Origin of the sequence: Nocardia rhizosphaerae (assembly GCF_042650365.1) — a bacterium.
In the GTDB taxonomy this organism is placed as follows: domain Bacteria; phylum Actinomycetota; class Actinomycetes; order Mycobacteriales; family Mycobacteriaceae; genus Nocardia; species Nocardia rhizosphaerae.
This window is the reverse complement of the sequence record NZ_JBHSBA010000015.1, coordinates 1,212,038-1,231,129: the sequence shown is the minus strand read 5'-3', so window position 1 is coordinate 1,231,129 and position 19,092 is coordinate 1,212,038. Positions and strand designations below refer to the sequence as shown.

At 70.2% G+C, this 19,092-nt stretch carries 20 protein-coding genes; 7 read left to right on the top strand and 13 right to left on the bottom strand.

Translation table 11 applies throughout. The features are described 5' to 3' along the window. Positions 1-3 precede the first annotated feature (3 nt). From ACFOW8_RS27865 to ACFOW8_RS27850, 4 genes are all read right to left on the bottom strand, one after another. Positions 4-282: a helix-turn-helix domain-containing protein gene (locus tag ACFOW8_RS27865; protein WP_378554539.1), complete on the bottom strand. Its 279-nt coding sequence runs from the start codon at positions 280-282 to the stop codon at positions 4-6. Further along, entirely contained in the window at positions 282-620 is a 339-nt protein-coding gene (locus ACFOW8_RS27860; RefSeq protein ID WP_378554538.1) for a type II toxin-antitoxin system RelE/ParE family toxin, read from the bottom strand. Before ACFOW8_RS27860 ends, ACFOW8_RS27865 begins: the two co-directional genes overlap by 1 nt. Positions 621-725: 105 nt before the next feature. Beyond that, on the bottom strand, positions 726-1,622 hold the full coding sequence (locus ACFOW8_RS27855) for an alpha/beta fold hydrolase (RefSeq protein WP_378554537.1): 897 nt from the start codon (positions 1,620-1,622) through the stop codon (positions 726-728). Between the two features lie 297 nt (positions 1,623-1,919). Next, positions 1,920-3,146, bottom strand: a complete 1,227-nt coding sequence (locus tag ACFOW8_RS27850; protein ID WP_378554535.1) for a cytochrome P450 family protein — start codon at positions 3,144-3,146, stop codon at positions 1,920-1,922. 152 nt (positions 3,147-3,298) lie between these two features. Here ACFOW8_RS27850 and ACFOW8_RS27845 point away from each other — a divergent pair, with 152 nt between their 5' ends. Then, positions 3,299-3,766, top strand: a complete 468-nt coding sequence (locus ACFOW8_RS27845) for a PaaI family thioesterase (RefSeq protein ID WP_378554534.1) — start codon at positions 3,299-3,301, stop codon at positions 3,764-3,766. Positions 3,767-3,815: 49 nt separating this feature from the next. On the opposite strand, the gene ACFOW8_RS27840 is transcribed toward ACFOW8_RS27845, so the two are convergent. Genes ACFOW8_RS27840 through ACFOW8_RS27815 form a run of 6 tightly spaced genes read right to left on the bottom strand, consistent with a single transcriptional unit; the run spans position 3,816 to position 8,777 of the window. After that, positions 3,816-4,658 (bottom strand): acyl-ACP desaturase, encoded by an 843-nt coding sequence (locus ACFOW8_RS27840; protein ID WP_378554533.1) that lies wholly within the window; start codon positions 4,656-4,658, stop codon positions 3,816-3,818. A 6-nt stretch (positions 4,659-4,664) separates the two neighbouring features. Next, positions 4,665-5,498 carry an SAM-dependent methyltransferase gene (locus tag ACFOW8_RS27835; protein WP_378554532.1) on the bottom strand — a complete coding sequence of 278 codons (834 nt, stop codon included), beginning with the start codon at positions 5,496-5,498 and terminating at the stop codon, positions 4,665-4,667. Further along, entirely contained in the window at positions 5,495-5,758 is a 264-nt protein-coding gene (locus ACFOW8_RS27830) for an acyl carrier protein (RefSeq protein ID WP_378554531.1), read from the bottom strand. The genes ACFOW8_RS27835 and ACFOW8_RS27830 overlap by 4 nt, the downstream gene beginning before the upstream one ends. Continuing rightward, positions 5,755-6,297, bottom strand: a complete 543-nt coding sequence (locus tag ACFOW8_RS27825; RefSeq protein WP_378554530.1) for a PaaI family thioesterase — start codon at positions 6,295-6,297, stop codon at positions 5,755-5,757. Before ACFOW8_RS27825 ends, ACFOW8_RS27830 begins: the two co-directional genes overlap by 4 nt. Then, entirely contained in the window at positions 6,297-7,085 is a 789-nt protein-coding gene (locus ACFOW8_RS27820; RefSeq protein ID WP_378554529.1) for a ferritin-like domain-containing protein, read from the bottom strand. The genes ACFOW8_RS27825 and ACFOW8_RS27820 overlap by 1 nt, the downstream gene beginning before the upstream one ends. Before the next feature lie 39 nt (positions 7,086-7,124). Further along, the gene (locus ACFOW8_RS27815; protein ID WP_378554528.1) at positions 7,125-8,777 is read right to left on the bottom strand and encodes an AMP-binding protein; all 1,653 of its coding nucleotides are present in this window, start codon (positions 8,775-8,777) and stop codon (positions 7,125-7,127) included. Between the two features lie 214 nt (positions 8,778-8,991). Between ACFOW8_RS27815 and ACFOW8_RS27810 the strand changes: the two genes are divergently transcribed. Genes ACFOW8_RS27810 through ACFOW8_RS27795 form a run of 4 tightly spaced genes read left to right on the top strand, consistent with a single transcriptional unit; the run spans position 8,992 to position 14,015 of the window. Continuing rightward, on the top strand, positions 8,992-10,230 hold the full coding sequence (locus ACFOW8_RS27810) for a cytochrome P450 (RefSeq protein ID WP_378554527.1): 1,239 nt from the start codon (positions 8,992-8,994) through the stop codon (positions 10,228-10,230). Continuing rightward, positions 10,227-11,444, top strand: a complete 1,218-nt coding sequence (locus ACFOW8_RS27805; protein ID WP_378554526.1) for a cytochrome P450 — start codon at positions 10,227-10,229, stop codon at positions 11,442-11,444. Before ACFOW8_RS27810 ends, ACFOW8_RS27805 begins: the two co-directional genes overlap by 4 nt. Further along, positions 11,441-12,736, top strand: coding sequence for an FAD-dependent oxidoreductase (locus ACFOW8_RS27800; protein ID WP_378554525.1), 1,296 nt, complete (start codon positions 11,441-11,443; stop codon positions 12,734-12,736). The genes ACFOW8_RS27805 and ACFOW8_RS27800 overlap by 4 nt, the downstream gene beginning before the upstream one ends. Before the next feature lie 31 nt (positions 12,737-12,767). Further along, complete coding sequence (locus ACFOW8_RS27795) at positions 12,768-14,015, top strand: cytochrome P450 (protein WP_378554524.1); 1,248 nt, start codon at positions 12,768-12,770, stop codon at positions 14,013-14,015. Between the two features lie 43 nt (positions 14,016-14,058). On the opposite strand, the gene ACFOW8_RS27790 is transcribed toward ACFOW8_RS27795, so the two are convergent. Both ACFOW8_RS27790 and ACFOW8_RS27785 read right to left on the bottom strand, forming a co-directional pair. Continuing rightward, on the bottom strand, positions 14,059-14,181 hold the full coding sequence (locus ACFOW8_RS27790) for a hypothetical protein (protein ID WP_378554523.1): 123 nt from the start codon (positions 14,179-14,181) through the stop codon (positions 14,059-14,061). A 61-nt stretch (positions 14,182-14,242) separates the two neighbouring features. Then, a complete protein-coding gene (locus ACFOW8_RS27785) occupies positions 14,243-15,250 on the bottom strand; it encodes an alcohol dehydrogenase catalytic domain-containing protein (RefSeq protein ID WP_378554522.1) in 1,008 nt (335 codons plus the stop codon). Between the two features lie 188 nt (positions 15,251-15,438). Here ACFOW8_RS27785 and ACFOW8_RS27780 point away from each other — a divergent pair, with 188 nt between their 5' ends. Both ACFOW8_RS27780 and ACFOW8_RS27775 read left to right on the top strand, forming a co-directional pair. After that, entirely contained in the window at positions 15,439-16,671 is a 1,233-nt protein-coding gene (locus tag ACFOW8_RS27780; protein ID WP_378554521.1) for a DUF418 domain-containing protein, read from the top strand. Positions 16,672-16,748: 77 nt separating this feature from the next. Further along, positions 16,749-18,014, top strand: coding sequence for an MFS transporter (locus ACFOW8_RS27775; RefSeq protein ID WP_378554520.1), 1,266 nt, complete (start codon positions 16,749-16,751; stop codon positions 18,012-18,014). Positions 18,015-18,072: 58 nt separating this feature from the next. Here ACFOW8_RS27775 and ACFOW8_RS27770 read toward each other — a convergent pair whose 3' ends face one another. Then, positions 18,073-19,053: a zinc-binding dehydrogenase gene (locus tag ACFOW8_RS27770; protein WP_378554518.1), complete on the bottom strand. Its 981-nt coding sequence runs from the start codon at positions 19,051-19,053 to the stop codon at positions 18,073-18,075. Between the last annotated feature and the right edge of the window lie 39 nt (positions 19,054-19,092).

Genomic DNA, 19,092 nt, shown 5'->3' with positions numbered 1-19,092 from the left:
CGGCTACGCGGCCCGCACACTCAACTCGACGTGCATGCCCGCCGCGACGACCATGTTCACCAGGGAGTCCAGGCTGAACAGGTCGATCTTGCCGCGCATCAGATCCGAGACCCGCGGCTGGGTGACGCCGAGCCGTTCGGCCGCCACCACCTGCGTCCACCCGGATACCGCGATCTGTTCGGCCAGGGCACTCATCAGGCGCGACCGCAGCCGCATGTTCTCGGCTTCCTGTGGGGTGTCCTCGATCGCATCCCACACGCTGTCGAACGTCTCGTCCGCCATCAGCGCTCTCCCTTCTCGCTCGACACGCGCGCCAGTGCGTATCGCTTCGTAGCCAGCGCCAGATCGGACTCGGCAGTCTTCTGTGTCTTCTTCTGGAAGCAGTGCAGCACAAGAATACGGTCCGCGAGTTTCGCCAGGTAGATGACACGGAAGGCGCCCGAGTCCTCGCGGACTCGAATTTCGCAGACCCCGAGCCCAACTGATCGCATCGGTCGCCAATCCGTGGGTTGCAGTCCGCGCTGCACGCGGTCGAGTTGATAGCCACACTCACGGCGAGCGGCGACCGGGAACTCGCGCAGGTCGTCGAGGGCTGTGCCAACGAACTCTATTCGCTTCACCGCATTCAGTATACAAGTGTTTGTATACGCGGCAAGCGTTGGTTGGATGGTCGGCGGAGCGCGGGCCGAATCGCGGGAGCGCGATTCGGCCCGCAGGTGGGTGGGTCAGTCGGTGAGTTGGTCCAGGATGGTGACCAACTGTTTCGGGTCGAGGACGAAGCCGGTGTGGCTGGTGGACAGGGTGTGGACGTCGTACGGGTTGTCGGGTGTCAGCGCGTCGCATTCGGCGATCAATCGGTCCTGCATGGCCACGGGGAGGGTCCGGTCCTCGGCGAGCCGGATGTAGGTGCGGGGGATGGTGCCCCACGTGTCGGCGTGCGCGCGCGCATCCGCCATCATCACCGCCAGGGACTCGTCCGGCTGCAGGATGTTGAGGAAGGCCCGGAACTGGTCGTCGGTGCCGTCGGCCATGATCGCGGCCTTGGCGGCGGCGAACAGGTCAGGATCGGCGGTGCGATAGTTGGCCCGGCCGACGCCCAGTTCGGCGGGGTCGCCGACGTTCAACGCGGCCAGCGGGGCGATCAGGTTCTCCGCGAACTCGGGTTCCTGCATGTACTCGACGGGACTCGAGCACCGCACGCAGGACCACGCGGAGATGTAGACCAGCCTGCTGATCAGCTCGGGAACCGTGTTGCCCACCCCGGTGACGGTGGTGCCGCCGAGGCTGGCGCCCACCAGGACCACCGGCCCGTGCTCGGCCAGCCGCCGGACGGCATCGACGACCATGTCGACGTTGTCCTGCAGGGTGACTCCGGCCAGCGTCGACGGCTCGACCGCCCAGGCGTCGAGGTCCTGTGGGGCTTGATAGGCGGCCGGGTACTGCGCGTCGAGGCCGTGCCCCGGCAGATCGACCGCGTAGCTGCGGTGCCCGAGCAGCGCGAGTTCACGCTGGATGGGCGCCCACATCGACGAACTGGAGCACGAGCCGTGCACGAGCACGAAAGTAGTTGCCGCGTCGCTGGACTGGCGCGGGCGGGTAGCGGAGTTCGAGAAAGACGACATGAGAGCTGGTCCTTTGTTCGGGGCGGCACGGCGGTCACGCACGGTCGGAAGGACGACCGGAAACGGGAGCGTGTCGGCCGGAGCCGTGAATTCACCGTTCAGCGGAAGCGGGAGACCGCGGTATCACTCGCGGGTTCTCGACTCGCTCCGGTCGCCGGACGGTCGTACGGGCTGCGTTCTCAGACAGCGCGAAGGCGAACGAACATGTAGGACATGGCGAAAACGTTAGCTGACGGCACCTTCCCGAGGCAACCGTGATCGTCTCGGCGCTACGCCCGCGGGCGTAGCGCTCCACCGTCAGCGCAGGCGGACCGGCAGTTCGAGCAGGCCACGGATGAGGGTGCTGGTCTGCCAGCGCACCGACTCGGCGGTCTCGGCCAGCCGCAGACCGGGGTGGCGGGCGAGCAGTGCGGTGAAGGCGATGTCGGCCTCGAGGCGGGCCAGCGGGGCGCCGACACAGAAGTGGATGCCGTGGCCGAAGGCGAGGTGGCCGGTGGACGGGGTTTCGGTGGCGAGCGTGTCGGGATCGGCGAAGCGGGCGGGGTCGCGGTTGGCGGCGGAAACCGCCACGTAGACCAGTTCGCCTGCCGGGATCTCGGTGTCGCCGAGAGTGACCGGTTCGGTGGTGTAGCGCACCGTCGCCATACCGACCGGGCCGTCGTAGCGGAGGAACTCCTCGATCGCGCCGGGAACGCCGGCCGGGTCGGCGCACAGCGCGTCCCACTGCGTCCGGTCGCGCAGCAGCGCGTTGACCCCGTTGCCGATCAGGTTCACGGTGGTCTCATGGCCTGCGACCAGGAGCAGGAACGCCATGGACACCAGTTCCCGGTCGGTGAGCCGGTCACCGTCGTCGTCGGCGAGGATCAGCTGCGACAGCAGATCGTCGGCGGGCTCGGCCTGCTTGATGCGCACCAGGTTCGCCAGATAGCCGACCATGGCCGCCGACGCGGCGGGCCGTTCGGTCTCCTCGCCTTCGCCGACCACGGTGACCAGCGCTCTGGTCCAGGCCTGGAAGTCGGCGCGGTCGGCGAACGGCACGCCGAGCAGTTCGCAGATCACCGTCACCGGCAGCGGATTGGCGAACTCGGCCAGCAGATCCACCTCGTCGCGGTCGGCGAAGCCGTCGAGCAGCGAGGTGGTGATCCGCTCGATTCGTGGGCGCAGCGCGGCCACCTGCTTGGCGGCGAAGGCCTTGTTCACCAGCTTGCGGAGCCGGGTGTGCTCGGGCGGGTCGGTGCTGAGCATGTGGCTGAGCAGGGTCAGCGCGTTCGGGTCGGTCGGGGTGGTGCGCCGCTTCTCGTGCAGGATCGCGTCGACCCGGACGATGTCCTTGGCCAGCCGGGGATCGGCCAGCGCCTGCCTGGCCTCGGCGTAGCCGACCACCACCCAGCGGACGATGTCGTCGGGGAAGCGAACCCGATGCACCGGGCCGGTGGCGCGCCAGCGCCGGAAGTGGGCGTGCGGATCGTCGAAGAAGTCGGCGCCGATGGACGCGACGGAGGCAGCTGCGGTGATGTCGGCCATCCCGCGACGGTACCGGCGCCGGGTGAACGACTCGCCGGACACGCGTGATCTCGATCAGGCGATCGGAGCTCGGCATGGAATGGCTTGCCGCAAGACGGAATTCACTCCCCGCTGGTCGAATGCAGGTGGAATCGTCCGCAGGGAGGAAAACCATGACCAGTACTGACGTGGATGTCGACGCGGCCGCGAACCGGCGCGTCGCCGAGCTGACCGCGGTCTTCGAACGCGGGCTGCAGGAGAAGCTGGGCGTCGGTGATTCGCTCGGCATCCGATTGGAGAGCGCGGCCAAGGGCCGCACCAGGTACTACCTCGACCCGAATCCGGCCACCATCAACGCCATGTTCACCGTGCACGGCGGTGTGCTGGCCACCCTGATGGACACCGCCATGGGCAGCGCGGTGTTCACCGAACTCGGCGACGGCGTCGCCTACACCACGCTCGAACTGAAGGTGAACTTCATCCGCGCGGTCACCCTCGACGGCAGCCGCCTCACCTGCGACGCGACCGCCGTGCACGTCGGCAGGCGCACCGCGACCGCCGAGGGCCGCATCACCGACGCCGCGGGCAAGCTCATCGCGCACGGGACAACCACGATTCTGGTACTGGCCCAGGGCAACTGAGCGCGGTGAAGCGGCCCTGCTGCATCCAGCAGGGCCGCTTCACGTGTGCTCACGCGATGGTGCGACAGCTTTCGACGAAGGTGACCAGCTCGTCGACCGGCTCGGTGCGGGTGTCGACGGCGCGGTCGATCACCTTCACCAGATGTTCGTAGGCGGCGGTGTGGTCGTAATCGGCCACGTCGGCGATCCGCAGTGCCCAGCGCCAGTAGCCGCGCAGGGTGTCCGACAGCGGCATCCGGAAGTTCGCGATCACGTCGCGGATCGGGGCGACCACCGCGTCACCGTCGTGGCGCAGGTAGCGGGTCACCACCTCGGCCATGAAGCTGAAATGCCGGGCCTCGTCACGCGAGAGCCGGGTGAGCACCGACGCCAGCACCGGATCGCCCACCACGTCGCGCAGCTGCTGGTAATACATCTGCGTCGCCTTCTCCTGCACCAGGGCGTAGGCGAAGAACTGCACCGGGTGGTCGTAGGGCAGCTCGAACGGCTTGTGGCCCTCGACCGCCAGTGCCGAACGCAGGGTGGCCCGTTCGGCCATGCCGGCGGCCTCCTGGTAGCGGGCCAATGCCCGCGCGTGGGTGTCCTCCTCGACCGCCCACCGGACGGTGAAATGGTAGAGCTCCCGATTGTGTTCGAAGGTCGGCAGATCCACGCTGTCGTCCACCGGGAAGTGCCGATGGTAGACATCGAAATAGCCGGGCAGATGGTCCTCGATGAGGGTGACGAACTCGACGGCGGAACGCTGCCCCTCGGTGAGCCTGCCCGCGTCGGCGGCGGCCCAGTCGACAGCGGACTCCACGTCCCAGGCGCGGGCCGCGGGGGAGGCGGCGAGGAATCCGTCCACCGCGGCGGTCAGGTCGGCGACGGGTAGCAGTCCCTGAGTGCTGATCATGGTGGCCTACCTGGCATTCCGGCACACCAGCGCGTAATGCTTGGTGGTGTAACCCCAGCCGGCGTTGGCGATCTCGAGATAGTGGCGCAGTTTCGCCGCAAGGCCGGGACCGTGCGCGTCGATGCGCGCGGCCGCGGCGTCGACATTGGCGATCCAGTCGGCGATGGTACGTCGGTAGTCGTCGGTCAGATCGTCGACGGAGGTGATCGAGAAGCCCGCGTTCTCGGCGGCGGCGATCAGCTCGGAGAGCGGGCGCAGTTCCCCGAAACCGAAGATGTCCTCCCGGACGAATCCGGTGCCGTCGCGATCGTCGAACGCGGTGCGGGTGGCCGTATTACGGAAGCAGCTCTCCGACACGTACAGGGTGCCGCCGCGGCGCAGTACCGTCTTGGCGCGGCGGAACACCTCGTCCGGATCGGGCATGTGCACGATCGAGCCGAGCAGGGTGACCGCGTCGAAACCGCGGGCGGGAAGGTCGAGCCGTTCGAAGTGACCCACCTTGGTCTCGACCAGCTCGGCGACGCCGCGTGCGGCCGCCTGTTCCGCGATATAGCCGTGCTGGCGGGGGGCCGGGCTGATTCCCGTGGTCCGGCAGCCCAGTTCGCTCGCCATGTACAGGATCAGCGAACCCCAGCCACAGCCGACGTCGAGCAGTCGCTCGCCGCCGCGCAGTCCGAGCCGGTCGGCCACGAAGCGCAGCTTGTTGCGCTGCGCCGATTCGAGGGTGTCGTGCTCGGCGTCGTAGCGGGCGGCGCTGTATTTGCGCAGCGGGTCGAGGAACTGGCCGAAGATGTCGGGATCGAGATCGTAGTGCTGGTTGGTATCGGCGACCGCGGTCATGAGGTGGCCTCGCGCACCGACCGCTCCACGACGGCGGTGACCTCGGCCAGCGTCGACATCCCGAAGACATCGGAGTCCTCGAGCTCGATGTCGAAGGCGCGTTCGATCCTGGCGATCATCCGCAGTACTCGGACCGAGTCGACGCCCGCCATACCGCGCAGATCGGCGTCGGGGGTGAGTTCGGTGGCGGACAGGCCGGTCTCGCTGAGCGCGATCTCGGTGACGGTGCGCAGAATGGTGTCGGCGGAAGTGGTGGTCATGGCCGGGCTCCGTTCGGGGAGAGGGTGTTCGCCGTGGACAGGGCGTGGTCGAGCAGGGCGACTTCGTCGTCGTCGAGGGTGAGCTGATCGCGGACCGCGTGCAGGTCGAAGGGCTGATAGGTGGCCGTCGAGGTGGCGCACACCGCGCCGTCGGCATCGAGGATCTCGGCGTGCGCCGGGATCGGGCCGTCGCGGCGTTGCGGCGGCAGCGTTGCCACACAGCGGTATTCGCGCTCGATCAGCAGCGGGGTGAGGAAGCGGGTGCGCTGGGAGACGGTGAAGGCGGGGACATTGCGGGCCAGCACGATCAGATTGCCCATCACCTCGTCGCACACCACGCCGATCAGGCCGCCGTGCACGACACCGGGATAGGACTCGAACGCGCGGCCGAGCCGGAACGCCGCCACCAGGGCGCCGTCGGCGCGCGGAGTGAAGCGCAGGCGCAGGCCGGTGGCATTGTGCGGGGAACAGCCGAAGCAGTGATAGTCGGGGATCACCGACCAGGGCACCTCGACGGCGGCCGGTTCGTCGGCCGTCATCAGGCGATGGCGTCGGCCAGCGCGCGACGCACCTTCGCATTGCTGGACAGGTCGAGGCCGGTGATCGAGGCGAAGGTGCGGCGCACCTTGTCGTGCAGCACCTCGAGCTCACCCTCGGCGGCGACCTGTTCGAGGAACAGGTCGAACCCGGTGTCGATGGTCTCGTGGTCGCCGAGTTCGGCGATGCCCGCCTTGAAGGTGCTCACCGGATGCTTGATCTTGGCTTCGGAGCTGTACACGTACAGCGTCTCCAGTACCGAGGGCAGCTCCTCGGGACGCCGCCGCAGCCGCTGCGTGGTGTAGTGGATGAACTCGCGCGCGTGTCCGGCCTCGTCGCGACTGGCGTTGAGCAGCAACTCTTTCAGCACCGGCTCGCCCACCCAGCTCGACACCGCCCGGTACACGTGGTTGACCGTCAGCTCGGAGATGATGTTGGTGGCCAGCGTCGCCGCGGGGGTGGTGCCCGGCGCGTACGGTTCGCGCATCGCGTCGACCGCGCGGTCAGCCACGTCCTCGCCGATCGCGCCGAGCCAGGACCGGAAGGCGTAGTGGTGCTGTACTTCCTGATAGCCCCACACCACCGCGAAGGTGGAGAAGTCGTAGTCGTCGACGAACTCGTCGAGGAACCCGTGCACCGCGGCGATGACATTGGACTCGCCCATGGCCGCGCTCTTGGCGAGGGTGATGTATTCCGGTCGGACCAGTGCCGGGTCGACGGCGGGCAGGTCCAGATCGCTGAGCTTCCAGTGCAGGCGTTCGTAGTGGCGGAAGACGTCAAAGCTGTGCACGAGGCACTCCGTTCGGTCGAAGGGAAGCCCGGCGCGGCGTCATCGCCGGCCGATCAGATCGCGGGCGGCCAGCCGCTGGAGCTTGCCGCTGCTGGTGCGGGGAATGCTGCGCGGCGCGACCAGGTGCACCTGTATCGCGCGCAGCCCCAGTTCGGCGGTGACGGCGGCGCGGATCGCGGTGGCGAGGTCGTCGGCGGCGGTGCCGGTGCGTTCGGTCTCGGCGATCAGGGCGATCACGTCGTCGCCGTCCGGGTCGACCGCCGCGGTGCAGCGGCCCTTGTGGATACCGTCCAGATCGCGGACGGCGGCCTCGACGTCCTGGGCGTAGTAGTTCACCCCGCGCACGGTGATCATGTCCTTGCAGCGGCCGGTGACGAACAGCTCGGCGCCGCGCCGGTAGCCGAGATCGCCGGTGCGCAACCAGCCGTCGGTGTGCCGGTCCGCGACCAGGCTCGGATCGGCGGTCAGGTAGCCGTCGGTGACCGGAGCACCCTGGATGAGGATCTCGCCGACCCGGCCGTCGGGCAGCTCGGCGCCGGTGTCCTGATGCACCACACGCAGCGAGATCCCCGCGACGGGGGAGCCGACCGAGGCGACCGCGCGTGCGCCCTCGGCGCCCGCGACGGCCGGTTCGGCCACGGCGGCATCGGCGAGCAGCGCGCGATCGACCCACTCGAACACCGGCTCGCGCAGCAGCGGCGGAAACGCGACCGCGAGGGTGGCCTCGGCCATGCCGTACACCCCGAACATGGTCGACGGCGCGAAGCCGGCCGGGGCGAACCGGTCGCAGAACGCGGTGACCACCGCCTCGGAGATGGGTTCGGCACCGTTGAACGCGATCCGCCAATGCCGCAGATCGAGTTCAGGGACCTGGTCGGGTCCGATGGCGCCGAGTAGCGCCTCGTACCCGAAATTCGGCATGGCGGTGATGGTTGTCTTCGTCGCGGCGAATTCACGCAGCCAGCGCGCCGGATCCTTCACGAACGCGATCGGTGACCACACATGGGCGGGAATGCCCCGCAGGATCGCCGAGAGCGTGCCGAACAAACCCATGTCATGGAACAGCGGCAGCCAGAACCCACCCTGGTCGGCCAGACCGAGATCGATCCCGGTGCGGATGGCGGCCAGCCCGCTCACCACATTGGCGTGGGTGAGGCGCACGCCCTTGGGCAGTGCGGTGCTGCCGGAGGTGAACTGCACGATCGCCAGATCGTCGGGAGCCGGTGTCGGCAGGGCGGCGGGATCGGCCGTAACGCCGTCGACCAGGGCGGTGGTGTCGACGAACTCGACACCGATCTCCCCGATCAGCGGGGTCATCGACGCGAACCGCGGCGAGACGAGCACAGTGCGCATCCCGGCCGCTGCCGTGATCGCGGCCAGCTTGGCCGGGTAGGCCGCGGTCGCACGGGCACCGGCGGGCAGGGGCAGGGGAGTGGCGGCCGCGCCGGCGGCGGCGATGCCGAACAGCGAGGTCAGGAACTCCGGCGCGTTCGGGCACAGTACGCCCACCGGCTCGCCACGGCCGATCCCGCGGCGCACCAGCGCCGTGGCCACCATCGCGGCCCGCGCTTCGAGCTCGGCGTAGTCGAGCTGCTCCGACACCGACCAGAACGTCGCCCGCACCGTGGGATGCGCGGCCGCGACATCGGCGAGCAACGTGGTGAGGGTGTCACCCGAACGCGAGGAATTCATGCCGGAAACGACAACAGCGGCATATGACATCGCGTTGAACGAATGCCGAAATGCGCGCGCCGATAATCACCGTCGATCGGCCAATTGTCCTGCCCGATAAAGATATTCGGCTATCGCCCGATCGGAGCAGACAATACTGCACGAATTCGCGGTGGCCACCCGGCGACGATGAGCGGCGAAATCCCCGCACCGAAATCGCCACGAGGAGCTGCCGGTGACTACCGATCATGTCGCGGTCGACGATCCCACCCCGGTGCAGCTGGCGGTGCTGGAGAGCGTGGCGCCGCACCGGCGCCACGACCCGTACGCCAGCTACGCGACCCTGCGCGCCGCAGGCCCGTTCGTGCCGGGACCGCGCGAGATGCACCTGGTGCCGCGGCACGCGCAGGCCCAGGCCATCCTGAGCGACCCGCGCTGGAGTCACGCCGAGGAACCGCAACTGCTACACGGCGACAGCGACGTGGAACTGCCGGGGTCGTTCCTGTGGATGGAGCCGCCGGACCACACCCGGCTGCGCGGCCTGGTCGGCAAGGCGTTCACCGCCCGCACGGTGGCGGGCATGCACGAACGCGCCGAACGGCTCGTCGACGGCCTGCTCACCGCGATGCTGGCCGAGGGCGAGACGAATGTGCTCGAGGCTCTTGCCTATCCGGTGCCGCTGACCCTGATCTGCGAACTGCTCGGGGTGCCCGCCGAAGCGCACGCGCACGTGCGGGAGATCTCCGCGCACATCGCCCGCGGCCTCGACCCCGACACCCTGCTCAGTCCCGCCGAACTCGCCGCCCGCACCACCGCAGTGCACGCGTTCACCGACTTCTTCGGTGACCTGGTCGCCCAGCGGCGCGCCGACCCGCGCGACGACCTGATCACCGCGCTGGTGCACGCCGAGGAGGCCGGGGTGCGGTTGACCCGCACCGAACTCATCGGCACCCTGCTGATCCTGGTCGTCGCCGGACACGAGACCACCGTCAACCTCATCGGCAACGGGCTGCTCGCGCTGATCCGGCACCCCGACCAGTTCCAGCGGCTGCGCGACGACCCGGCCCTGTGCGGTCCCGCCGTGGACGAGGTGCTGCGCTACGACCCGCCCGTGCACCTCACCACCCGCACCGCGCGGCACGAGATCGAGCTCGCCGGAAAGACATTCGTGCCCGGCGACGCGGTGATCGTGCTGATCGGGTCGGCGGCCCGCGACCCGGAGGCGTTCCCCGACGCCGACCGGTTCGACGTCGGCCGCTACCGACCCGGACAGCGACCCGAACGGCACCTGTCGTTCGGGCTCGGACTGCACTACTGCCTCGGCGCGCCCCTGGCCCGCCTCGAGATGCAGACGGTGCTGCGCGCCGTCGCCACCAGGGTCGAGCGCATGCAGCTGCTCGCCGAACCCCCGTACCGCCCGAATGTGGTGGTGCGCGGCATGTCCGAACTGCGAATCAGCCTGGAGGGCCGATGAGTATCACCGCCGACCTCACCTTCGACGCCTTCGCCCCCGACCACCGCGCCGACCCGTACCCCGCCTACCGGCGGGTGCGCAGCGCCACCCCGCTGTTCCCGTACACCCTCGGCGAGGTCCCGGTGCAGCTGGTGACCCGCTACGAGGAATGCGCGGCGGTCCTCACCGGCACCGACTGGGGCCACGGGTACGCCGCGGGCATCAGCCCGTTCCGCGACACCAGCGCCGCCATCCCCGGCTCCTTCGTCCGGATGGACCCGCCCGAGCACGGGCGCTACCGCAAGCTGGTGGCCAAGGCGTTCACCCCCAAGATGATCGGCGAGCTGGCGCCGGTAGCGGGCACCGTCGTCGACGGGCTGGTCGACGCCGCGCTGGAACGCGGCGAGCTCGACGTCCTGGAGGATCTGGCGGTGCCGCTGGCCGTGGCGATGGTCGCGGTGCGGCTGCTCGGCGCCGATGCCGCCGACGGGCCGAGCTTCCGCGCCTGGCAGCTGGCCATCGCCAGGGGCAGCGACCCGGACTCGCTGCTGGGCCCCGACGACATCAGCGCCCGCACCGACGCCGCGCTGGCCTGCATGGGGCACTTCGCGAAGCTGATCGGCGAGAAGAAGCAGCGGCCCGGCCCCGACCTGCTCAGCGAACTGGTCGCGGCCAGTGTGGACGGCGACTTCCTCACCGAGCCGGAGGTGATCGGGATGTCGCTGCTGCTGCTGGTCGCGGGCATGGAGACCTCGATCAACCTCATCGGCAACGGCATGCTCGCCCTGCTGCGCCACCCCGAGCAGCTGGCGCTGCTGCGCGAACGGCCCGACCTCATCGGCCCAGCCATCGACGAGATGCTGCGCTACGACGCGCCGACCCAGTTCACCATCCGGGTCGCGCTGGCCGACACCGAAGTCGGCGAGCACACCTTCCGCCGCGGTGACGGTGTCGTCGTACTCACCGGGTCGGCCAACCGCGACGAACGCGTGTACGCCGACCCCGACACCTTCGACATCACCCGCTTCGCCGGAAACCGCCCGCCCCGTAAGCATCTCGGCTTCAGCCTCGGCATCCACTACTGCGTCGGCGCGCCGCTGGCCCGCATCGAAGCCGAGACCGCCATCCGCACCCTGCTCGATCGGGCACCCGCGCTGGCCATGGCCGACGGTCCGGTCGAATACCGTCCCAGCCTGATCCACCGTGGGATCCGGCACCTCCCGGTGACCCTGTGACCGCGCGGCGCGGGCACGCGCTCGTCATCGGCGCCGGTGTCGCCGGGCTGCTCGCGGCGCGGGTGCTCGCCGAGCGATTCGACCGGGTCACCCTCGTGGAGCGCGACGAACTCGCCGCGAACGAGTCGGTGCGCCGCGGCGTTGCGCAAGCTTGGCATCTGCACGGGCTGCTGGACCGCGGACGCCGGATCATGGAGGACCTGTACCCCGGCTTCACCGAGGAGGCGGTCGCCGACGGCGCCACCGTCGCCGAGGTGTTGGTCGGCACCCGCTGGTATGTCGGCGGTTCCCGGCTCGCGGCCGGGTCCACCGGCCTCACCTCGGTGATCGCAACCCGCTCGCTGCTGGAGAACGTGCTGCGCAGGCGGACGCTGCGACAGCGCGGGATCGAACTGCTCACCCGCACCACGGTGCAGGGCCTGGTCGGTGACGCAGGGCGGGTGCGCGCGGTGACCGTGTCCGGCCCGGCGGGCCGCCGGACCATCGCCGCCGACCTGATCGTCGACGCCGGTGGCCGCGGGTCACGCATCCTGCCGTGGCTGTCCGAGATCGGCGCCGAGATCCCCGTCGAGGAACGGCTCGACGTCGACCTCGGGTACACCTCCCGGTTCTTCCGGCACCGGCCGGGCCAGCTCGGCGGCCAGGCCTCGGTGATCGTCTCGACCGGCGACAACGGGCGCGGCGGCGGGGCGGTCCGGGTGGAGGGCGAGCGCTGGCACGTCACCCTCGCAGGCATGCTCGGGGACCATCCGCCGACCGACGACCACGGGTTCCGCGCCTACGCCGCGTCGCTGTCGGCACCCGACATCCACACCATCGTCGCCGGGTCCGAACCCCTCGGCGAGGCGGTGCCGTACCGGTTCCGTACCGCGGTGCGGCGGCGCTTCGACCGGCAGAGCGCCCCGCCGGCGGGACTGGTGGTGCTCGGTGACGCGCAGTGCGCGTTCAATCCGCTCTACGCCCAGGGCATGTCGGTCGCGGCACTGCAGGCCGCCGCGCTGCGGGACTGCCTCGACACCGACGACGACCTGCCCGCGCGCTTCTACGCCGCCGCGGCCGACGCGATCGCGGTGGCCTGGCAGCTGGCCGCAGGCTCGGATCTGCGGCATCCGGGCGTCGAGGGCAGGCGCACCGTGCGCACCCGGCTCACCAATGTGTTCGTCACCAGGGTGCAGCGGGTGGCCCACCACGATCCACGGGTGGCGCGGACCTTCCTGCGGGTCGCCCATCTGGTAGACCCGCCCGCCGCACTCACCGCGCCGGGCACGCTGCGCCGCATCCTCCTGTCCTGACCACGAACCCGGAGCACCAAGGAGCCAGCCCATGACCTCCACGATCGACGCCGAGGCCGTTCGGACCGCGCTGATCCAGCTGTTCGGTCCCGACGGCCGCGCCGACCCGTACTCCCCGGCCGCCGTGCTGCGCGAGGCGGGGCCGATCCACCAGACCCCGCTCGGGCACCACGTGCTCACCCGGTACGAGGACTGCGCGGCGGTGCTGTCGACCACCGCGTGGAGCCACGCCGAGGAGGCGGCGATGATGCACCCCACGGTGTCGCCGGAGAACGCGCCGGAGGAACTGCCCACCTCGTTCCTGTGGATGGAGCCGCCGGACCACACCCGGCTGCGCAACCTCGTCACCAAGGGGTTCACCCCGCGCATGGTGACCCGGCTGCGCCCGCGCATCGAGCAGCTGTGCGAGGAACTGGTCGACGACGCGCTGGCCGCGGGCGAATTCGATCTGGTCGAACTCATCGCCTACCCGCTGCCGCTGATCATCGCCTGCGAACTGATCGGGGTGCCGAAACAGGCCTACGACCAGCTACACCGGTGGTCACAGGACCTGGCCCGCGGCTTCGACCACGACTACACGCTGCCCGAGGAATGCCTGCGGGCGCGCAGCGCCGCGTCCCGTGGTTTCATGGGCTACTTCCGGGAACTGCTGAACGAACGCCGGGCCGACCCGCGCGACGACCTGCTCAGTGTGCTGTCGCAGGTCGAGGACCGCGGCGATGTGCTCACCGAACAGGAACTGCTCGCCACCTGTATCACCACCTTCGTCGCCGGGCACGAGACCACCGCCAACCTCATCGGCACCGGCATGCTGCGCCTGCTGCGCAACCCCGACCAGATCCAGCTGCTGCGCGACCGGCCGGGCCTGACCGCGTACGCGCCTGACGAACTGCTGCGACTCGACCCGTCGGTGCAGATCACCACCCGCGCGGCGACCCGGCCGATCACCGTCGCCGGACATCGGTTCGAGCCGGGCGAAGGCGTAGTCGTGCTGATCAATTCGAGCAACCACGACCCCGCCGCCTTCCCCGATCCTGAACGCGTCGATGTGACCCGCTACTCCGATCCGATGAATCCGGCCAAGAAGCACCTGGGCTTCAGCCTCGGCATCCACTACTGCCTCGGCGCCCCGCTGGCCCTGCTGGAAATGGAGATCCTGCTCGACGTGCTACTGCGCAAGGTGGGTTCGTTCGAATTGCGTTCGGAGAATCCGGTGTTCAAGCCGAACGTGGTGATCCGCGGTCTCGAGTCGCTTCCGGTGGCGGTCACCCCGGCCTGACCCGGCCGACCGTCGCCCGCTATGGACACCCGGTGCGCGACGATCAGGTTCGGACCGGAATACCGAGGGCGGTGAGGCATTCGGTGGCGGCGGGGGTGCGGCCCGCCAGGTTCCAGACGGCGTATTCGACGCGGGTCGGTGCGTCGGTCACCTCGACGGTGCGCACGCCGGTGAGGTGGGGTGCGTGTGCCCTCCGATCGGCCCCGACCGCACGGCCGATGACCGGGTCAGCGGGCGCAGGCCCGCAGGACCACCTTACCGTTGCGGCCGGGCGTCTCCGACAGCACGGCGGCCTCGGCGGCCCGGTCAAGGGGGAACTCCGCCTGGACCTCGAGCCGCAGGGTGCCGTCGGCAGCGAGTCCGACGAGTTCGGTGATCAGCCGCAGGTAGTCGGCGCGGTCGATCTCGGCGCCGCGCTGCTGCCCCCAGAACCCCTTGACCACCGCCTGTTTGAAGATGACGGCGCCGGTGTCGACGATCAGCGGTTGCCCCGACAGCGCGCCGAAGGACACCAGCTCGCCGCGCGGGGCGAGCAGCGACATCAGCGCACCGGCGGCCCGCCCGCTGATCTGATCGACCGCCCGCACGATCGGTGCACCCTCGGTGACCTCAGCGGCCCGCTCGGCCCACCCATCGACTTCGGTGTCGAGGACCGGACCGAATCCGAGCTGTTCGAGCGCGCGCACCGACGCGGGACCGCGGACCAGGCTCAATACCCGTACCCCCCGCTGCCGGGCGAACAGATTGACTTGCCTGCCGACCGCGCCGTTGGCGGCGTTGACGACGATCCACTCGCCGGGGCCGACCCCCAGATCGTCGAGCAATATGAGCGAACTCAACGGCATCGCCAGCAGCTGACAGGCGGTCTCGTCCGGAACCCCCGGCGGGACCGGCACCAGCTGCTCGGCCCGGTGCAGGAAAGAATCGGCCCACGTGGCCCGCGCACCTGCCACGGCCACCCGCTGCCCGGTCTCGACGCCGGTGACGCCAGGCCCGACCGCGTCGACGACGCCGACCGCCTCGGTGCCCGGGGTCGCGGGCAGCGGCGGCCGATAGCCGTACACACCGCGCACGATGGCCAGGTCGTGATTGTGGATCGGCGAGAGGATCGTCGCGATCCGCACCTCGCCGGGGCCCGGCTCGGGAGCGGGCAGCTCCCGCGTGGTGAGCACATCCTTCGGTTCGCCGAACCCGTCGATGACAACAGCGTGCATGTCTGCCTCCGTGGTGGTCACGAGTCCCTCCCGAGTCGCGTCCCATTGTGGCACCGCGGCGGCGCTGATCAGGGCAGCGGCGTGCGGCGGGCAGGCCCCGTGCCGGAAGTCAATACGCCGCTGGGTGGATCGGGGAGGAGCACGCTCACGCCACGAAATAGCTCTCGTGGTGGACGAGCCGGGGCGCGCGGCGCGCCTACGCTCGAGCGATGACAGCTGAAACCCGCTTACCCGCAAGCGCTTCCGGCCCGCGCATCGCCGAGGTGGACATTCTGCGTGGCTTCGCGCTGTTCGGGATCCTGATCACCAATGCGATCGTGGCTACCACGCTGTGGTCGGCGACGGGTACGCGCGCGGATCCGGTGCCACTGTTCGACGGGACCGTCGACCAGGCTGTCCGCGCGACCGTCGACGCGCTGTTCACCGGCCGGTTCTACCTGCTGTTCGCGTTCCTGTTCGGGTACTCGTTCACCTTGCAGATCGCCGCGGCCCAGCGGGCCGGGGTGACACCGACACGGCGGTTGCTGCGCCGGTGCGCGGCGCTACTGGCGATCGGGCTCGCGCACGTCTGGTTCCTGTGGATCGGCGACATCCTCACCCTGTACGCGGTGCTGTGTCTGGCGCTGATCGCACTGCGGAAGGTCAAGGCGCGCGCCGCGATCAGCACCGCGATCGCGCTGTACACGGTGTGGTCGGTCTGGGCGTTCCTGCCCGCCGACGAACCGGGCATCCTCGGTCTCGGCGCGTTCCTCGACCTGCCGAAGATGTCGGCCGACTACACCGGCTCCTTCGCCGATACCTTCGCCGCGCAGACCGCCACCGCACCCTGGTTCCTGCTGCTGATCTGGTTCGGGCAGGGCGTACCGAGCCTGGCCATGTTCCTGCTCGGGATGACGGCGGGCAACCGGAAACTGCTCGAGGACCCGGCGACGGTGCGCCGCTGGTCGTCGCGGGCGATGCTGATCGGGTTCGGCCTCGGCCTGCCCGTCTCGGCCATGACCTTCGCCGAGCTCATGGGCTGGTGGAACCCGCCCGGTATCGTCCACGGCCTGCAGTACTGCGTGGCGCCCGCCATGACCTTCGCGTATCTCGCGGTCGTGCTGCGATTGGCGCGGTGGTCGCGCACCGCCGGGATCACCGCGCTGCTCGCGCCCGCGGGACGGATGGCCGCGACCAACTACATCGGCCAGTCGGTGGTACTCATGCTGGTCTACACCGGATACGGGCTCGCCCTCGCCCGCACGGTGCCGCCGCTCGCCGTGCTCGGGATCGGGCTGGTCACCTTCGCCGTCCAGCTCGTGGTCAGTCTCTGGTGGCTGCGCCGCCATCCGTTCGGACCGGTGGAATGGCTGCTGCGGGCCGCCACCTACCTCGAGTGGCCTGCGTGGCGCCGCCCGGCGGAACCGGCTGCCGCACAGCCTGTTCGTACCGAAGCGGGGTAGCGCGCTCGATTCGGCTGCCGCTGTCGAGCGCGACCACCCGCGCTGCCCACCCGGGGCGGGCCTGCGACGATGTGGCCATGAGTTTCCCCACCCGGCCGGGTGCGATCACCGTGAGCACGGTGGTGCTGCTGTCGTCGCTGTACTTCGCCCAGGGTCTGCCGTACGGGTTCTTCACCCAGGCGGTGCCGGTGCTGCTGCGCGACGCCGGGTACTCGCTCACCGCGATCAGCGCCTCCGGGATGCTGTTCCTGCCGTGGGCGCTGAAATTCCTGTGGGCGCCCTACATCGACCGGTACGGCACCAGACGCACGTGGCTGCTGGTGGTGCAGCTCGCGGCGGCGGCCGTGGCGCTGGTGCTCGCCACGCTGGATCTGTCGTCGTCGCTGCGCTGGCTGTTCGTCGGGGTCGCGGTGGTCAATCTGCTCTCGGCCACCCAGGACGTGGCCACCGACGGGCTGGCCGTGCGGCTGCTCGGACCGCGAGAACGCGGGCTGGGGAACGGGATCCAGGTCGGTGCGTACCGGATCGGCATGATCGTCGGTGGCGGGGCACTGCTGTGGCTGTTCGCCATCGCCGGGTGGCGAGTGCTGTTCGTGGCCATGGCGGTGCTGATCGTGCTCACCACCGTCCCGGTGTGGTCGTTGCGTGAACCGGTCACCGACCGGCCGCCCGCGCCGGTGCCGGGCAGGCCGGCTGCAGCCTGGCTGACCAGATTGCGCAGGCCGGGGGTGCTCGCGTTCATCGGCTTGATCGTGGCCTTCAAGTTCGGCGACTCCATGGCGTCGGCGCTGACCGGCCCGTTCCTGTCCGACGCCGGCCTCGATCTGGCCCAGATCGCGCTGATCAAGGGCACCCTGTCGTCGGCGGGGGCGCTGGCGGGCGCGGCACTCGGCGGCTGGCTCGCCTATCGCTACGGGCGCAGGCAGGCCCTGCTGATCGGCGGGGTCACCCAGACGGCGAGTATCGCGCTCTACCTGGTGGCGGCCTGCGATATCGGGGGGTTCGGGCTGCTGGTCACCGCGACCCTCGCCGAACACCTTTTCGGCGGCGCCGCCACCGTCGCCGTCTTCGCCCTCATGATGGACGCCGCCGATCCCGACCACGCCGGCGCCGACTACACCCTGCTGGCCTGCGCCGTCGTCGTCGCCCAGGGCATCGCGGGCATGACAGCCGGGGTCATCGGCGACCTGGCCGGCTATCCGGCCCTGTTCGCCACCGGCCTGGTCCTCTCGGCCCTGGGCTGTGCGGTCCTGTTGCGCGGACTCTCCGGTGGCATCGGCCCGGACACCCTGCACACGACCCTGGCCGCGAGCGCGCCACGTCCCCGCGATCACGCGAGCTAGCCGAGGCGGCCCTGGCGAAGCCCGGCCTCGGGCGCCGAAGGGCAGCGCCCGCACCGGCTCAGGGGATCAGGACGACTTTGCCCGTGGTGGCGCGGGATTCGAGGGCCGCGTGCGCGGCAGCGGTGTCGGACAGCGGGAATTCGGTGCGGGCGGGAGTGAGGACACCGTCGGCGGCGAGGGCGATCGCCCGGCGCGAGAGGGTGAGCAGATCGCCGCCGGCGCGTTCGAGCATGGGCGGGCCGAGCACCGGGACCGAGGTGACGCCGCGGGCGGCGAGGACGGCGGGATCGAGCGCGGTCGCGGTTCCGCCCGCCCAGCCGTAGCTCAGATGGGTGCCGCCGGGTCCGAGCAGGTCGACGGCGGTGGTGGCGATCGGGTCGCCGACCCCGTCGAAGACATGCGTGGCGGTGCGTCCGCCGAGGTGGGCGCGCACCGTGTCCGGCCAGTCCGCGGCGGTGTAGTCGACGGCGAGGTCGGCTCCGTTCGCCGCCACCAGATCCATCTTCGCCGGTCCGCCCGCCAGCCCGATCACGGTCGCGCCGACCGAGCGCGCGTACTGCACCAGCAGGGTGCCGATGCCGCCCGCCGCGGCGGTGACCACCGCGACACTGTTCGGGTCGAGCTCGGTGAACAGCAGGATGCCGAGGGTGGTGCGGCCGGTGCCGAGCATGGCGACCGCGGTCGCCGGGGACACGCCGTCGGGAATGTCGAGCAGCCGATCGGCGTCGGCCACCGCGAGCTCGGCGTATCCGCCGGGCGCGGCACCGAGGTGGGTCACCACCGCGCGCCCGAGCAGTGCCGGATCGACCCCGGCGCCCACCCGGTCGACGGTGCCCGCGACCTCCCGGCCCGGGATGGTCGGCAGCTCGGCCACCGGGAACGGGCCCGGCTCACCCCGCCGCATCGTGGTGTCGACCAGGTGGACACCGCTGGCGGCCACCGCGATCCGCACCTGGCCCGCGGCGGGTTCTGGATCGGGGACCGACTCGTACCGCAGGTTCGAGGCCGGTCCGAATTCGTGCAGTCTGATCGCGCGCATGCGCTCCATCGTTCGACCTGAAGTGCGGTTGATGTCAAG

What these genes read in the sequence shown, in the direction of transcription:
- ACFOW8_RS27770 (WP_378554518.1), bottom strand. Translation starts at nt 19,053, where the DNA reads ATGCGCGCGATCAGACTGCACGAATTCGGACCGGCCTCGAACCTGCGG.
- ACFOW8_RS27815 (WP_378554528.1), bottom strand. Translation starts at nt 8,777, where the DNA reads ATGAATTCCTCGCGTTCGGGTGACACCCTCACCACGTTGCTCGCCGAT.
- ACFOW8_RS27865 (WP_378554539.1), bottom strand. Translation starts at nt 282, where the DNA reads ATGGCGGACGAGACGTTCGACAGCGTGTGGGATGCGATCGAGGACACC.
- ACFOW8_RS27795 (WP_378554524.1), top strand. Translation starts at nt 12,768, where the DNA reads ATGACCTCCACGATCGACGCCGAGGCCGTTCGGACCGCGCTGATCCAG.
- ACFOW8_RS27805 (WP_378554526.1), top strand. Translation starts at nt 10,227, where the DNA reads ATGAGTATCACCGCCGACCTCACCTTCGACGCCTTCGCCCCCGACCAC.
- ACFOW8_RS27855 (WP_378554537.1), bottom strand. Translation starts at nt 1,622, where the DNA reads ATGTCGTCTTTCTCGAACTCCGCTACCCGCCCGCGCCAGTCCAGCGAC.
- ACFOW8_RS27775 (WP_378554520.1), top strand. Translation starts at nt 16,749, where the DNA reads ATGAGTTTCCCCACCCGGCCGGGTGCGATCACCGTGAGCACGGTGGTG.
- ACFOW8_RS27835 (WP_378554532.1), bottom strand. Translation starts at nt 5,498, where the DNA reads ATGACCGCGGTCGCCGATACCAACCAGCACTACGATCTCGATCCCGAC.
- ACFOW8_RS27850 (WP_378554535.1), bottom strand. Translation starts at nt 3,146, where the DNA reads ATGGCCGACATCACCGCAGCTGCCTCCGTCGCGTCCATCGGCGCCGAC.
- ACFOW8_RS27830 (WP_378554531.1), bottom strand. Translation starts at nt 5,758, where the DNA reads ATGACCACCACTTCCGCCGACACCATTCTGCGCACCGTCACCGAGATC.
- ACFOW8_RS27845 (WP_378554534.1), top strand. Translation starts at nt 3,299, where the DNA reads ATGACCAGTACTGACGTGGATGTCGACGCGGCCGCGAACCGGCGCGTC.
- ACFOW8_RS27825 (WP_378554530.1), bottom strand. Translation starts at nt 6,297, where the DNA reads ATGACGGCCGACGAACCGGCCGCCGTCGAGGTGCCCTGGTCGGTGATC.
- ACFOW8_RS27780 (WP_378554521.1), top strand. Translation starts at nt 15,439, where the DNA reads ATGACAGCTGAAACCCGCTTACCCGCAAGCGCTTCCGGCCCGCGCATC.
- ACFOW8_RS27840 (WP_378554533.1), bottom strand. Translation starts at nt 4,658, where the DNA reads ATGATCAGCACTCAGGGACTGCTACCCGTCGCCGACCTGACCGCCGCG.